Below are 15,030 nucleotides of genomic sequence, written 5' to 3'. Positions count from 1 at the left end.
GACGGGCGCGCACACGGCGCACCCGTCACGCCCGGCGTCACTTCAGGTACGTACCGTCCGTCCCGGTCTTCCCCGGGGCCGCGTTCCTGCCGCCGAGGTCGAGGACGTACACCCGCAGATTGCCCTTGCCCGGGGCCGCTACGGCTAGGGTGCCGCCCGTCACCACCTTGGTGTCGCCGGTGACGGCGTCCTTGTACGTACCGTTGGGGATGCCGGTGTACGTGGCGCCGCCGGAGACCGTCACGAGCGCGAAGCTGTCCGTGCCGCTCGCCGCGTCCGTGTAGCGGCGCTTGTACGCCATCGAGCCGGAGATGCCCTCCGTGGAGTACTGGCCCATCTGGAGGGCGGGTACGGCACGGCGGATCTCGTTGAGCCGCTGCACGTGCTTGACCAGCGGCTTCGAGAGGGTGTCCGCGACCGCGCCGTCGGCCGAGGAGACCTTGCTGAAGTCGGACGCCTGGACGTCACCGGCGAGGTGCCCTCCGAAGTACGCCCGCCCCGTGGACTCCAGCGGGCAGCTGGGCCCGCAGTCGGTCTTCTTGCCGGCCTGGAACTCGATCTCGGAACCGTAGTAGAGCGTGGGGATGCCCCGGAAGGTCCACATCAGGGACATGTTCTCGGCCCAGGCGTCGGTGCCGCCCGAGTACCGCTCGCTGCTCTTGTTGGGCCCGTAGTCGTGGCTGTCGACGTAGACGACGTTGTAGGTGGCGTCGTTGTAACTGTCGTCGGAGTCCTTGCCGTTGCTGTACGCGTTGTTGGCGTCACCGAAGTTCATGTGCATGCGCATGTCGATGACGTTCATGCCGGAAAACCTGCTGTGGTCCGGTGCGTGGTAGGTGTTGCCGTTCAGGAAGGCGTTGGTGGAGGTCGGCTGGGAGCCGGTGCCCTGCTGCTGTTCGTAGTCGTACATCTCCAGGGCGGCCTTCTCGTCGTCCGCGTCGTACTCCTTGCGTTCCTTCCAGGTGTAGAACTGCGCGGAGTGGTTGACCGAGCCGCGGTTCCACTTGTCGTTGACGAAGGCGGCGACCTCACCGAACACGAAGAAGTTCTTCGCGGCCTCGGCGCCGAACTGCTGGGTGACGCGCTCCTGGATCGCCGGCAGGAAGCGGCGGTTCCAGGTCGTACGGGGGATGTGCACGGCGGTGTCGACCCGGAAGCCGTCCACACCCATGTCGATGTACTTGTCGTAGGCGCCGATCAGGTAGTTCTGCACGGGCGCGCTCTCGGTGTTGAAGTCGGCGAGGTCGTCGTGCAGCCAGCAGCTGCGGGAGTCCTCGCCCTCCCAGTTCCCGATCCAGCAGTTGTGGTAGTACGCCTTCGGGAACATGCCCGAAGTGGGGCTGGGCCACTGGCAGTTGTAGATCCGGTACCCCTCGGGCGAGGTGTACTGGGTGGGCGTGCCCCAGTTGACGCAGGTGTTGCCCGAGGGCTCGGCGGTGGACCACAGGTCGCCGGTGTAGTACGACTTCCCTGACTTGGGCTCGACGGTCAGGCCGTCGTACTCGAAGCCGTCGTTCCTCTCGTCGTAGTACCAGCTCCACTGGGTGTCGCGGACGCCGTACACCTTCGGGGTGAACAGGCCCTTGGCGCCCCAGCGGGAGGAGTGGTTGTAGACCACGTCCTGGTAGATCTTCATGCCCTTGGCGTGGGCCGCGTCGATCAGGTCCTGGTAGGAGGCACCGGCGGACTCGAGCCGGGAGTCGACCTCGTAGAAGTCGTAGCCGTGGTACCCGTGGTAGTCGTAGTCGGACCGGTTCAGCACCACCGGGGTGATCCAGACGGCCGACATGCCGAGGCCCTTGATGTAGTCGAGCTTGTTGACCAGGCCCTTGAAGTCACCCCGGAACATGGGGTCGTCGTTGGCCGCGTTGCCCGACTTCGTGTGCTGGCTTCCGCCCCGGTTGTTGGACGTGTCACCGTCCTCGAAGCGGGCGGTGAGCACGAAGTAGATCGGGTCCTTGCGGGGATCGGTGCCCAGCGGCCTCCCGGAGGCCGGTGCCGTCGGCTTCTCCCCGGTGGTGGCGGTGGCGGCGGCCGAAGCGGCGGAGACGTTTCCGGCCGCGTCCACGGCCTTGACCGTGTAGCTGTAGGCCGTCTTCTCCTCCAGCCCGGTGTCGGAGAACACGGTGGAGCCGACATCGGTCACCGCGGTGCCCTTGGTGCCGCCGGTCCGCGTCACCTGGTACTTCGTCACCCCGCGGTCGTCGGTGGACGGGTCCCAGGTCAGCACGACCGCGACACCGTCGGCGTCGGCGGTCACCTTCGTCGGTGCGGTCGGGGCCTCGGTGTCCGGTTCCTCGGCCGCGCACGGGTCCTTCGCGCCGACGGTGACCTTCCGGTCCTTCACCGTGCTGAGCCCGGAGGGGAGCGTGTAGTCGCTGCCGTTGTTGTTGTCCCAGACCCCGTTGCCGTTGTTGAAGGTGGCCTGCAACGTGGTCGCGGTGCCGAGGTCGACCGACTTCTTCACCCAGCCCGTACAGGCGGCCTCCATGCCCACTCCGGGCACGGTGGTCCAGGTGCCGCCCGTCGGCCGGTAATGGAGGTTGGTGGTCGTCCAGCCGACCGTCGCCGTCGAGTAGTAGACCGACGCGGTGTGGGAATCACCCGGGCCGGGGCTCGGCTCCGGTTCCGTACCGGCGCACGGGTCGCTGTGGGCCACCACGCCGTCCTTGACGGTGATGTTCCCGGTGCCCAGGGCGTAGTTCTTGCCGGTGTTGTTGTCCCAGACGCCCGAGCCGTTGTTGAACGTCGCGGCCAGACCGGCCGCGCCGCCCAGACTGACCGTCTGCTTCACCCAGTCCGTGCACGCGGCTTCCATGAGCACACCGGGCACGGGGGTCCAGGAACCGCCGTCGGGGGCGTAGTGGAGCCGGTAGGAGGACCAGTTCTTGGTCTTCGTGTAGTAGAAGACGGTCGCGGTGGATTCCGAGGCGGCCACGGGCTCGGCCGACACGGCTCCGGGTGAGTCCGGGACCGCGGTCAGGAGCCCCAGCATCACGGTGGCCGCCACGGCCGCCCCCAGGGGGCGTCCGAGCAGCCGGGTGGGGGTACGTCTCATTCGTGTGTCTCCAGGGGAGGGCCGCGAGCGGGTGGACCGCGGCTGCCAACAGCACATCCGCTCCGCGAGCGGATGCGAGGATCCCGCCGGAGAACCCGGACGCGCCCCAGGTTCGGCGAGCAGTGCGTTCTGACGGCAAGATCTGTCAGAATGTTTCTGCAATCTTTTGCGGTGAGGAAGTTACCTGCGCATGACAGGTTCGTAAAGAGGTCGCGCGGAGGCTGCTCGCGGTGACCGATCAGGAATGGCGGACCCGCCGGCCCGCGTTCTCCTCGGCATGACCTTCTTCGTCGATGTCACGGTGCGCGGCTACGAGCTCGACACCCAGGGCCACCTGAACCAGGCCGTCTACCTCCAGTACGCGGAACACGCCCGGTGGGAGCTGCTGCGGGCGGCCGGAGTCCCCCAGGAGAAGCTGCTCGCCGGTGGGGTCGGCCCCGTACAGCTGGAGGTCACGGTGAAGTACCTGCGCGAGCTGCGAGGCGGGGAACGGGTGCGGGTGAGCTGCGCGTTCGTCTACGGGGCGGGCAAGACCTTCCGGGTCGAGCAGCGGATCCTCAAGGAGGACGGCACACCGGCCGCCGAGATCAGCGGTGTCGGTGGCATGCTCGACCTCGAGGCCCGCCGTCTGATCGCGGACCCGGCCGGCCATCTCGCCTCGCTCGCGGACAGTCCCGGACTTCTCGGCATCGGCGTCTGACGGGCGCGGGGCGGCTCAGCCGGCCTCGCCGCCGGACTCCAGCTCCGCCATCAGGCGCGCGAGCCGTGCGGCCCGGACCTCGGGCGTCCTCGCCTTGAGGAGCTGGAGGACCATCTGGTACCGGGCCGACCTGCCGAACTGCTCGAACCGCCGTGCCGCCCGGGGGTCGGAGGCCAGTGCGGCCGTGAGATCGTCGGGCACGGTGGCCTCCTTCTGCGAGGGGTACGCCGCCGCCCACCGCCCGTCCGCCTGCGCGGCCCGTACTTCGGCCAGCCCGGACTCCCGCATCCGGCCGGCCGCCGTAAGGGCCTCGACCTTGCGTACGTTGACGAGGGACCACAGGCTGCCCTTGCGGCGCGGTGAGATCCGCTGAAGGTAGAACTCCGCGTCCAGGGCCCGGCGCTGGCCGTCGATCCAGCCGAAACAGATCGCGGCGTCGACGACCTCGTCGGGCCCGACGGACTCGATGCCCGTGCTCTTCTTCGCGAGCTTCAGCCACAGGTCGGAGCGCGTGCCCTGATGGCCCTCCAGCCAGGACTCCAGCCCGGCGAGCCGTTCGAAGAACAGCGGCCGCGCGAGCGTCCCGTCCACGGCTGTGGGCTCCGGGCCGTCGGGCGTCGTCATGTCGTTCTCCTTCGGCGTCGGTTCCTGACGCACCGTCATGAACCGTTGTCTGCCTACGCATACGTCCGGGCGCGGGCGCCGGGACGGAACGGTACGCCCTGCGCGGGGACGGGACCGGCCCTGCGTACCGGAAGGGCGTCAGGAACCGGCCGCCGCGGGCGGCGGGGCCGTGCTGTCCCGGACGACCAGCCGGGTCGGGACCAGGGTAGTACCGCGTTCGGCCGTCTCGTTGCGGATCTGCCGCAGCACGCCGTCCACGCACAGCCGCCCCACCTCGGCGAAGTCCTGGTGCACGGTCGTCAGCGGCGGAACGAACGAGCTGGATTCGGCGATGTCGTCGAAGCCGACGACGCTGACGTCATCGGGCACGCGCCTGCCCTTCTCGTGCAGGGCGCGGAGGACGCCGAGCGCCATCTGGTCGTTGGCCGCGAAGACCGCGGTGCAGGAGGGATCGGCCGCCAGGACGAGCCCGGCCTCGTAGCCCGAGGCCGCCGACCAGTCGCCGCCCACCGGGTCCGGGACAGGGCGTCCAGCTTCCTCCAGCGTCTGCCGCCAGGCGTCGGCACGGCGCTGCGCGGCGAACGACTCCGTGGGGCCGGCGACATGCACCACGGTGCGGTGCCCGAGGTCGAGCAGGTGCTGGACGGCTGCCCTGGCACCGCCGGACTGGTCGGTGTCCACGACGCTGTAGCGGTCGCCGGCGTCGGAGTCCGCCACCACGACATGTGTGTGCGGCGGCAGGGAGACGGCCGCGTCCAGGAGATGAACCTCCATGATCACGATGATGCCGTCCACGACCTGCTCGCCGAGCACGGTGAAGGCCCCCCGGACGCCCGTACTGGTGGGCGTCGCGACGGGCAGCAGGGTGATGGCGTAGCCCTGGTCCGCCGCGGAGGTGGAAATGGCTTCCAGCGTACGGACGTTGCCCGTCGTGGCCAGGGTGAACAGGATGACGCCCAGGGTGCGGAACTCCCCGCTCTTGAGGGCGCGCGCGGCACTGTTGGGCCGGTAGTCGAGCTCCTTCATGGCGGCGAGGACGCGCCGACGGGTCTCTTCCGTGACCGCCGAATGCCCGTTGGACACACGGGAGACCGTCTGCGAGGAGACACCGGCCAGGCGTGCGACGTCGGCCATGGAGGTCCCCCTGCGGCGAGGCCGTTCCGCCGCTTCGGCGGCCCGTTCCACGGCACCCGTGGATACGGCATCCGTGGACGCGGCGTCCGTGGCCTCTTCCCGTCCGTGCACTTCGCCCCGCCTCCGTCGTGTTCCTGTGAGCCTTTCGCCGTGTGGGAGGGCCCTGTCCCGCCCGATGGGCCGTCGGGCACAGCGTTCCCTTGAGGGTGTTCCGCTCGGGTGTCTGTCCTGTCCCGCGCCGCCCTCGGCTCGTGCCGCATGACGGGCCGAAGGTCCCGGACCACCGATATTCCTACCACTTCCGGAGGTCTGTTGCCGACACGGCCGTGCGGGACCGCCGGCCGGCCGGACAACCCCACAAGTCCGCTTGTACCAGGTGGAACACGGGCCTTGACGGTGGCGGGTCGGGCGTGTAGACATCACGTCAACCGATCGTTGTTTACGTAAACATCGGAATTCTGAAACGCAGCGCCTCCACGATGTCCGGTGTCTCCCTCCGGCCGGGGCCATGCACAATGCCGGACCAGTAGGAGTACCAAGACATGACGGCTGTTACGCCGCTCACCACCGGACGCCGCCCACCACCGCGAGGCACCCGCGCCCGGCGTGGACGGGTCGGGTGGATCTTCGTCGGACCGTTCATGGCCGTGTTCGCCCTGGTGTTCCTCGCCCCGGTGGCCTACTCGCTGTATCTGAGCTTCTTCCGGGACCAGCTCGTGGGCGGAACCTCGTTCGTCGGCCTGGAGAACTTCCAACGCGCCTTCGAGGACGAGAAGTTCTGGGAGGCCGTGGGCCGGGTCGCCCTCTTCCTCGCGGTGCAGGTGCCCGTCATGCTCGGCCTGGCCCTGCTCGTGGCCCTGGCACTCGACAGCGGCAGGATCTACGGCAAGAGCTTCTTCCGGATATCGGTCTTCCTGCCCTACGCCGTACCCGCCGTCGTCGCCACACTGATGTGGGGGTTCATCTACGGAACCCGGTTCGGGCTGGTCGCGAACATCAACGACTCGCTCGGCGTCTCACTGCCCGACCCGCTCTCGCCCTCCCTGGTGCTGGCCAGCATCGGCAACATCGTCACCTGGGAGTTCGTCGGCTACAACATGCTGATCTTCTACTCGGCGCTGCGTGTCGTCCCCAAGTCCCTCTACGAGGCGGCCGAGATCGACGGAGCCGGCCAGTGGCGGATCATCGCCGCGGTCAAGATCCCCGCGATCCGCGGCGCGCTGGTGATCGCGACGATCTTCTCGGTGATCGGCAGCTTCCAGCTGTTCAACGAGCCGAGCATCCTGCAGAGCCTGGCGCCCAACGCGATCACGACCTACTTCACCCCCAACCTCTACACCTTCACGCTGTCCTTCTCCGGCCGGCAGCAGAACTACGCGGCCACGGTCTCCCTCGTCATGGGCCTGGTCACGATGATCATCGCGTACGCGGTCCAGCTGCGCGGCATGCGAAAGGAGGCGTGAGCGATGAGCGCACCTTCCTACACCGCCGAGCAGACGCCCCGGCGAGTCAACCACCGTGCCCCGACGTCCCGGCGCGCCGCGCGCAGACGCCACACGGCCGACCGGCCGCGCCGCAGTGTGCTGCTCACGGCGCTGATGGGGCTGACCGCCCTCTACGCGCTCCTGCCCCTGGCCTGGCTCGTCATCAACGCGACCAAGACGCAGAAGAGCCTCCTCGACTCCTTCGGCCTCTGGTTCAGCGGTGACTTCGCCCTCTGGGACAACATCTCCGAGACGCTCACCTACAACGACGGCATCTTCGTACGCTGGTTCCTCAACACCCTGCTGTACGTGGTCGTAGGGGCCGGCGGAGCCACCTTCCTCGCGGTCCTCGGCGGCTACGGACTGGCCAAGTTCGACTTCAGGGGAAAGCGCGCCGTCTTCGCCACGGTCATCGGCGCCGTCGCCGTGCCCGCGACCGCCCTGGCGGTGCCCACCTTCCTCATGTTCAGCAAGATGGGCCTCACCGACACGCCGTGGGCCGTCATCATCCCCTCCCTCATCTCTCCCTTCGGGCTCTACCTCATGTGGGTGTTCGCGGCCGAGGCCGTCCCCACCGAGCTCCTGGAAGCGGCCAGGGTGGACGGATCCGGAGAGCTGCGGACCTTCTTCCGGGTGGCGCTCCCGCTGCTGAGCCCGGGCATCGTGACGGTCCTGCTGTTCACCATGGTGCAGACCTGGAACAACTACTTCCTGCCGCTGATCATGATCAAGGACCCGGACTGGTACCCGCTGACGCTGGGCCTGAACGCCTGGAACGCACAGGCGTCCACCGCGGGCGGCCAGCCGGTCTTCAACCTGGTCATCACGGGTTCCCTGCTGACGATCGTGCCGCTGATCGTCGCCTTCCTCCTGCTCCAGCGCTACTGGCAGTCCGGACTGGCAGCGGGCAGCGTCAAGGAGTGACAGGGCTCCATCGGCCCGCCCGGGCCGGTCTACGGCCCTCGTCGGCCGACTACCGGCCCGCCCAGGCCACCCACCGGCCCTCGTCGGCCACCCAATCTCCGTGCTCCGAGGGCGGCTTACCCCGCCCCCGGTCCGCGCGGCGTCCCACCTCCGCACGCGCCTGTGCGGACGCTCGACGGTTCGTGTACCACCCTCACCACAACGGAGTGAATCGATATGAGAACCATGACCAGACGCGCGATGCGCGGCGTCGGCCTGCTGTGTGCGGCGGCGCTGAGCCTCACGGCGTGCGGGTCCTCCGACGACACCGGTTCGGGAAAGACCGTATCGGGTGGTGATCTCAGGGAGGCCCTCAAGGAGGGCGGCTCGATCACGGTGTGGGCCTGGGAACCGACGCTGAAGCAGGTGGTCAGCGACTTCGAGAAGGAGTACCCCAAGGTCAAGGTGAAGCTGGTCAACGCCGGTACCGGCAACGACCAGTACACCGCCCTGCAGAACGCCGTGCAGGCCGGTTCAGGGGTCCCGGACGTCGCGCAGATCGAGTACTACGCCCTCGGCCAGTTCGCCCTCGGCAAGTCCCTCGAGGACCTGAGCGGATACGGCGCCGCCGAGTTCAAGGGCGACTACTCGCCGGGCCCGTGGAACGCGGTCGCCACCGACGACGCCGTGTACGCGCTGCCCATGGACTCCGGCCCGATGGCGCTCTTCTACAACAAGAAGGTGCTGGACAAGCACCAGATCGCCACGCCCACCACCTGGGACGAGTACCTGGAGGCGGCGCGCGCCCTGCACGCCGCGGACCCGAAGGCGTACATCACCAACGACACCGGTGACGCCGGGTTCACGACCAGCATGATCTGGCAGGCCGGCGGCAGCCCGTTCAAGTCCCGCGACACCAGCGTCACGGTCGACCTCACCGCGGACAAGGGCGTCACCGCCTTCACCAAGGTGTGGCAGAAGCTCATCGACGAGAAGCTCCTGGCGCCCATCAGCTCCTGGAGCGACGAGTGGTACAAGGGGCTGGCCGACGGCACCATAGCCACCCTCGCCACCGGCGCCTGGATGCCCGCGAACTTCGTCTCGGGTGTCGAGTCGGCCTCGGGCGACTGGCGTGCGGCCGCCCTCCCGCAGTGGGAGAAGGGCGGTGAGGTCAGCTCCGAGAACGGCGGCAGCTCCCTCGCGGTGATGAAGGCGGGCAAGAGCAAGGACCTCGCGTACGCGTTCAACGAGTACGCCAACCACTCGGCGGGCGTCCAGGCCCGCGTCGAGGCAGGCGCCTTCCCCGCGACCACGGCGGACCTGACCTCCACGACGTTCCTCGACACGCCCTTCCCGTACTTCGGCGGCCAGAAGGCGAACGAGATCTTCGCCCGCTCCGCCAGCCAGGTACCCGAGAACTGGTCCTACCTGCCCTACCAGGTCTACGCGAACTCCGTCTTCAACGACTCCGTGGGCAAGGCGTACGTCTCCGACACCACGCTGGCCGACGGTCTGAAGGACTGGCAGAAGGCCGCTGTCGACTACGGCAACGAACAGGGCTTCGACGTCAACAAGTGACGTCGCACCACTGAATTGGCACAGGGGCGGTCGCCCGTCGGACGGGCGCCGTCCCTGTGTCGTGCTCGCACCTCCGTATCCGAAAGGATCTTCATGACCCCCGCTTCCGAGCGCACCTGGCTGCGCCCGACCTCCGACGACCGCACCGTGCGATTCGCCTACGGGGCCGACTACAACCCGGAGCAGTGGCCACGAGAGGTGTGGAAGGAGGACGTCCGGCTGATGCGCGAGGCGGGAGTGACGGTCGTCTCCGTCGCGATCTTCTCCTGGGCCCGTCTGCAACCCGCCGAGGACCGGTGGGACTTCGAGTGGCTGGACGAGGTGCTCGACCTGCTGCACAGCAACGGGATCGCGGTCGACCTCGCCACCGCCACCGCCTCGCCGCCGCCCTGGCTCACCACCCTGCACCCGGAGATCCTGCCGGTCACCCGCACCGGCGAGACCCTCTCCCAAGGCGCGCGACAGCACTGGCGGCCCACCTCCCCGGTCTTCCGCCGGTACGCCCTGAAGCTCGTCGAGGCCATGGCCACCCGCTACGGCGACCACCCCGCGCTGACCGCCTGGCACATCTCCAACGAACTCGGCTGCCACAACGTCTACGACTACTCCGACGACGCCGCCCTGGCCTTCCGCGACTGGCTGCGCGCCCGCTACGTCACCCTCGACGCGCTCAACAGCGCCTGGGCGACCTCCTTCTGGTCGCAGTACTACGGCGAGTGGGAGCAGATCCAGCCGCCGCGACTCGCCGCGAGCCACGCCAACCCGGCCCAGCAGCTCGACTTCAAGCGGTTCTCGTCCGACGCGCTGAAGGAATACCTCCGCGCCGAGCGCGAGATCCTGCGGCGCATCACCCCCGAGATCCCCGCCACCACCAACTTCATGGTGATGGGCGAGACCAAGGCCATGAACTACCCCGAGTGGGCGGCCGAGATCGACTTCGTCTCCAACGACCACTACGCGCACCCCGGACCCCAGCGCCTGGACGAGCTCTCCTTCTCCGCCGGCCTCACCCACTCCATCGCGGACGGCAAGCCGTGGTTCCTGATGGAGCACTCGACCAGCGCCGTCAACTGGCAGCCCGTCAACCTCGCCAAGAGCCGGGGCGAACTCGCCCGTGACTCCCTGGTCCACGTCGCCCACGGCGCCGACGCGGTCTGCTTCTTCCAGTGGCGCCAGTCCGCCGCGGGCGCCGAGAAGTACCACTCCGCGATGGTCCCGCACGCGGGCCCGGACAGCGATGTGTTCCGTGCGGTGACCGCTCTCGGACGCACGCTGGAGGCACTCACCCCGGTCACCGGCTCCGTGCGCGAGCCCGCGCGCGCGGCACTCGTGTACGACTGGGAGTCCTGGTGGGCGGTCGAACGCGACTCCCAGCCGACCTCCCTGCTGCGCTACCGGCAGGAAGCCCTCGACTGGTACTCCGCCTTCCTGGCCCTGGGCGTCCGGGTGGACGTCGTCACCACCGCGAGCGACCTCACCGGGTACGACTTCGTCGCGGCCCCCATCCTGCACGTCGTCCCCCAGGCCCTCGCCGCCCGGCTGGACGCCTACGTGCGCGGCGGCGGTCACCTCGTCACCACCTACTACTCGGGTGTCGTCGACGAGAACGACCACGTCTACCTCGGCGGTTACCCCGGCGCGCTGCGCGATCTGCTGGGCATCCGCGTCGAGGAGTTCGCACCGCTGCGGGACGGCGTGGACGTACGCCTCGACAACGGCCTCACCGGCACCCTGTGGACGGACCAGATAGGTGTGACCGATTCCGAGGTCACGGTCCTCGCGCGTTACGAGAACGGGGACCACGCGGGGCGCCCCGCCATCACCCGGCGCGCCGTGGGGGACGGCGGCTCCGCCGCATACGTCTCCACCCGGCTGGGCAGCCACGGACTGCCCGAGGTGCTGGGGGCACTGCTGTCCGGTGCCGGTGTGACCAGCGAACTGCCCGAGAGTGCGCGCGGGCGGGTGGAGCTGACCGTGCGGACCGACGGCTCGGACTCGTACTGGTTCCTCGTCAACCGTACGGACGAGGACGTCACGTTCGACGCGGTGGCCGGGGAGGCCCTGACCGGGCCCGCGCCGACCGCCGACGGAGGCCTGGTGCTTCCCCCGCGTGACGTCGCCGTACTCCGCGTGGCAGCAGGGATGCCGCTCTTCAGTTAGCGCCGTGTGTGCCCTGCGGGACGGGAACGTCCCGCAGGGCACACGTGCGTTCGGGCCGGGAGGGCTCAGGCGGAGGCCCTGAAGCGGTGGGTGCCCGACCCCGCGGCGAACACCGCGCACCCGTCGTCCGTCCGCAGGAACCCCGCCGATCCCTCGACGGCGCTGCGCCTGTCGCCGCCGGGGACCCACACCTCGGCGGTCGTGTTCGGAGGCAGCACGACCCGGAGCGCGAAACCGTCCGCGTCCTTCTTCCAGCGTGTGGTGACCGGCCCGTACCGGGAGTCGAACCGGCCCTCGGCCCGGGTGACCCCGCCGCCCGGACGCGGCCGCACGACGACCTTGCGGAAACCGGGGCTTCCCGGAGCGATGCCCGCGATGTTCGCGTACATCCACTCGCCCACCGAACCGTAGGCGTAGTGGTTGAAGGAGTTCATCCCGGCGTCCTGGAAGCTGCCGTCCGGCCGGACGGAGTCCCAGCGCTCCCACATCGTGGTGGCGCCCCGGTCGATCTGATAGCCCCAGCTCGGGAAGGTCCGCTGCGTCAGCAGCCGGTACGCGACATCCGTGTGCCCCGTGTCGGTCAGCACCGGCAGCAGCCGCGGGGTGCCGAGGAACCCCGTCGACAGGTGCCAGTCCTTCGCCTCGATCAGCGCGACCAGCCGGTCGGCCGCCGGACCGCGGTCGCCCTCCGCCAGCAGATCCATGGACAGGGCCAGCACGTACGCCGTCTGGGTGTCGCCCTTCACCCGGCCGCCCGTGGTCACATACGCCGCCCGGAACGCGTCGCGCACCTGGCCGAACAACGAACGGTAGGGCGCGGGGTCCTTGCCCAGCACCTCGGCTATCCGCGCCACGAGATCGGCGCTGTGCGCGAAGTACGCCGTGCCGATGACGTCCTTGGGCGTCTCGTCCCCGATGTTGAGCCAGTCGCCGTACCCGTCGGCCGGCCGCAGGAGCCCGCTGCTGTGCTCCTCCAGATAGGTCAGCCACCTCAGCATCGAGGACCAGGACTGCTCCAGCACCCGCTCGTCGCCGTACGCCTGGTAGAGCGCCCACGGCACGGTCACCCCGGCGTCGCCCCAGCCCGCCGCACCGCTGCCGACACCCGGGAGGTCCGGGGCCACGTTCGGGAAGGCGCCGTCGGCCACCTGGTCGTCGCGCAGGTCGAAGAGCCACTTGGAGAGGAACCGCGCCGACTCCATCGTGTAGGCGGCGGTGGGCGCGAAGACGTTGATGTCCCCGGTCCAGCCGAGGCGCTCGTCACGTGCGGGGGTGTCGGTCGGGATGGAGAGAAAGTTGCCGCGCTGCCCCCAGGTGATGTTGCTGTGGAGCTGGTTGAGCATCGGCACATCAGTCGTGAAGTCCATCGTGAACGGCGCGGAGGTGTGGATCACCCGGCCCACGACCGCATCCGGGCCCGGCCTGCCCGGATAGCCCGTCACCTCGACGTAGCGGAAGCCGTGGAACGTGAACCGGGGCTCGTACGTCTCCCGGCCACCGCCCTTGAGCGTGTACGTGTCCGTCGCACGAGCGGTGCGCAGGTTGGCCGTGTAGAGGGTTCCGTCCGGGTTCAGGACCTCGGCGTGCCGGAGTCGCACCTTCGTGCCGGCCGGTCCGGAGACGGTGAGCCGCGGGGTGCCCACCATGTTCTGGCCGAGGTCGAACACGAACACACCGGGCTCCGGCTCGGTCACCTCACGGGCCGTCAGTTCCCGCTCGACACGGCACGCCCCGTCCACCTCGGCGACGAGCGCCGCCGTGACACCGTCGACCGGATCGGCCGCGAGCCACCCGGACGCGTCGAAGCCGGCGCGGGTCCATCCGTCGGTCTCCAGCCGGGCGTCGTACTCCTCGCCCGCCATGAGGTCCGCACCGGTCACCGGCCCGGTCGCGGCGCGCCAGTCGGCACCGGACACCACCCGCTCGGTCGAACCGTCCGTGAAGGTGACCTCCAACTGGGCCAGTACGGCAGGCTGTTCACCGTACTGGTGAGGGCCGAACCAGGCGATGTTCCCGGCGTACCAGCCCGTCGCGAGCGTGACCCCGAGCGCGTTGCCGCCCGGTGCGACCAGCCCGGTCACGTCGTACGTCTGGTACTGGACGCGCTTGTCGTAGTCCGTCCAGCCGGGGGCGAGCCGGTCCTCGCCGACGCGCTCGCCGTTGAGGAACACCTCGTACAGGCCGAGCGCCGTCGCGTACAGCCGGGCCCGCGCCACCCGCTTGCGGCCCAGCCGGAACTCCCGGCGCAGCTGGGTGGCGGGGGAGTGGGCCACCCGCACCTTGCCCCAGGGGCCGGAGCCCCACGGGGCCAGGACCCTGGCGGCGGACCAGGCGGTGTCGTCGTAGGTGCCGGAGTGCCAGTCGCCCGTCGGCTCACGGTCGGTGGACCGCCAGCCGGCGTCGGTGACGAGGGTGACCACCCCGCCCGCGGTGGTCAGCTCCAGTGCGCCGAGCAGGCCGGCCGGTCCGGCGACCGCGTTGGTGGCCGATACGGAGATCACCTGGACGCCGGGGGACAGGTGGGCGGTGACGTCGGTGAGGACGGGCCGCTGCCAGTTCTGCGCGGGGCCGTCCGCCTCGGTGTGCGCCACCTCCACACCGTTCACACGGGCGGTGAAGCCGTCGTCGGCCGTCATGACCAGACGGGCACGGGTGACGCCCGCCGGAATGTCCACCCGGCCCCGGAACCACCGGGTGGCCGCGGGTGCGCTCGCGGCCGGATCACCCTCGGGGAACCAGATCCAGGAGGCGTCGTCCAGCGCGGGCGTGCCGGTGAGCGCGGCGGGCGCGCCGATCCACCCGGCCGTCCAGTCGGAGTCGGCCAGCAGCCCGGTCTCCCACCAGGAGGGCTCACTCCAGGCGGATGCCCGGCCGGCGGCGTCCCAGACACGCACCGACCAGTGGTAGCGCGTCCGGGACGCCGGCTCCGGGCCCGTGTACGGGACGAGCACCGACTGCTCGGACACGACCTTGCCGCTGTCCCAGACATCGGGCTTCGCGAGGCGGTCCGGGGAGGTGGCGACCCGCAGCTGGTAGGCGGTCTGGCGCATACCCGGGCGGTCCGACGCCATGGGCCAGCTGAGTCTCGGCCGCGGGGTGTCCAGGCCGAGCGGATGGCGTACGTACTCGACGGTCGGCCCGGTGACGCGGGCCCGGCCGGCGGCCTGTGCCCCGGCGGCGTGGGCGGAGGGCGGGGACACCGCGGCGAGCGCTGCGGTGGCGGCGGTGGTGCTGAGCAGTCGTCTTCTGCTGATCACAACTCGGCTCCGTAACGACGCGTTGATGAATCGTTTCAGTTCGTGTGAAGCTAGAGTTATGACTGGTCCCTGTCAAGGGATCGTTCGCGATCGAGCTGTTTCTGGCTTGATGGTTGAAAGTCCGCTGTGTGC

Annotated in this window: 9 protein-coding genes; 5 read left to right on the top strand and 4 right to left on the bottom strand. The window is 69.6% G+C overall.

The window, feature by feature from the left end; genetic code table 11:
- Positions 1–37 precede the first annotated feature (37 nt).
- Positions 38–3,058 (bottom strand): carbohydrate binding domain-containing protein, encoded by a 3,021-nt coding sequence (locus OG524_RS01535; RefSeq protein WP_405808676.1) that lies wholly within the window; start codon positions 3,056–3,058, stop codon positions 38–40.
- A 277-nt stretch (positions 3,059–3,335) separates the two neighbouring features.
- On the opposite strand from OG524_RS01535, the gene OG524_RS01530 reads away from it, so the two are divergent.
- Positions 3,336–3,758 (top strand): acyl-CoA thioesterase, encoded by a 423-nt coding sequence (locus OG524_RS01530; protein ID WP_405393384.1) that lies wholly within the window; start codon positions 3,336–3,338, stop codon positions 3,756–3,758.
- A gap of 15 nt (positions 3,759–3,773) precedes the next feature.
- Here OG524_RS01530 and OG524_RS01525 read toward each other — a convergent pair whose 3' ends face one another.
- Together OG524_RS01525 and OG524_RS01520 are read right to left on the bottom strand one after the other, a co-directional pair.
- Positions 3,774–4,382: a YdeI family protein gene (locus tag OG524_RS01525; protein WP_405392800.1), complete on the bottom strand. Its 609-nt coding sequence runs from the start codon at positions 4,380–4,382 to the stop codon at positions 3,774–3,776.
- A 138-nt stretch (positions 4,383–4,520) separates the two neighbouring features.
- Positions 4,521–5,516: a LacI family DNA-binding transcriptional regulator gene (locus tag OG524_RS01520; protein WP_405392801.1), complete on the bottom strand. Its 996-nt coding sequence runs from the start codon at positions 5,514–5,516 to the stop codon at positions 4,521–4,523.
- Between the two features lie 542 nt (positions 5,517–6,058).
- Between OG524_RS01520 and OG524_RS01515 the strand changes: the two genes are divergently transcribed.
- From OG524_RS01515 to OG524_RS01500, 4 genes are all read left to right on the top strand, one after another.
- A complete protein-coding gene (locus OG524_RS01515) occupies positions 6,059–6,979 on the top strand; it encodes a carbohydrate ABC transporter permease (protein WP_405392802.1) in 921 nt (306 codons plus the stop codon).
- A gap of 3 nt (positions 6,980–6,982) precedes the next feature.
- A complete protein-coding gene (locus OG524_RS01510) occupies positions 6,983–7,924 on the top strand; it encodes a carbohydrate ABC transporter permease (RefSeq protein ID WP_405392803.1) in 942 nt (313 codons plus the stop codon).
- A 216-nt stretch (positions 7,925–8,140) separates the two neighbouring features.
- Positions 8,141–9,481 (top strand): ABC transporter substrate-binding protein, encoded by a 1,341-nt coding sequence (locus OG524_RS01505; RefSeq protein ID WP_405392804.1) that lies wholly within the window; start codon positions 8,141–8,143, stop codon positions 9,479–9,481.
- Between the two features lie 93 nt (positions 9,482–9,574).
- A complete protein-coding gene (locus tag OG524_RS01500) occupies positions 9,575–11,641 on the top strand; it encodes a beta-galactosidase (RefSeq protein ID WP_405808672.1) in 2,067 nt (688 codons plus the stop codon).
- 65 nt (positions 11,642–11,706) lie between these two features.
- On the opposite strand, the gene OG524_RS01495 is transcribed toward OG524_RS01500, so the two are convergent.
- Entirely contained in the window at positions 11,707–14,898 is a 3,192-nt protein-coding gene (locus tag OG524_RS01495; RefSeq protein ID WP_405808670.1) for an alpha-L-rhamnosidase, read from the bottom strand.
- Positions 14,899–15,030: the final 132 nt, after the last annotated feature.

Origin of the sequence: Streptomyces sp. NBC_01520, assembly GCF_045040375.1 — a bacterium.
Classification (GTDB): domain Bacteria; phylum Actinomycetota; class Actinomycetes; order Streptomycetales; family Streptomycetaceae; genus Streptomyces.
This window is presented reverse-complemented; position numbering and strand designations above follow the sequence as displayed.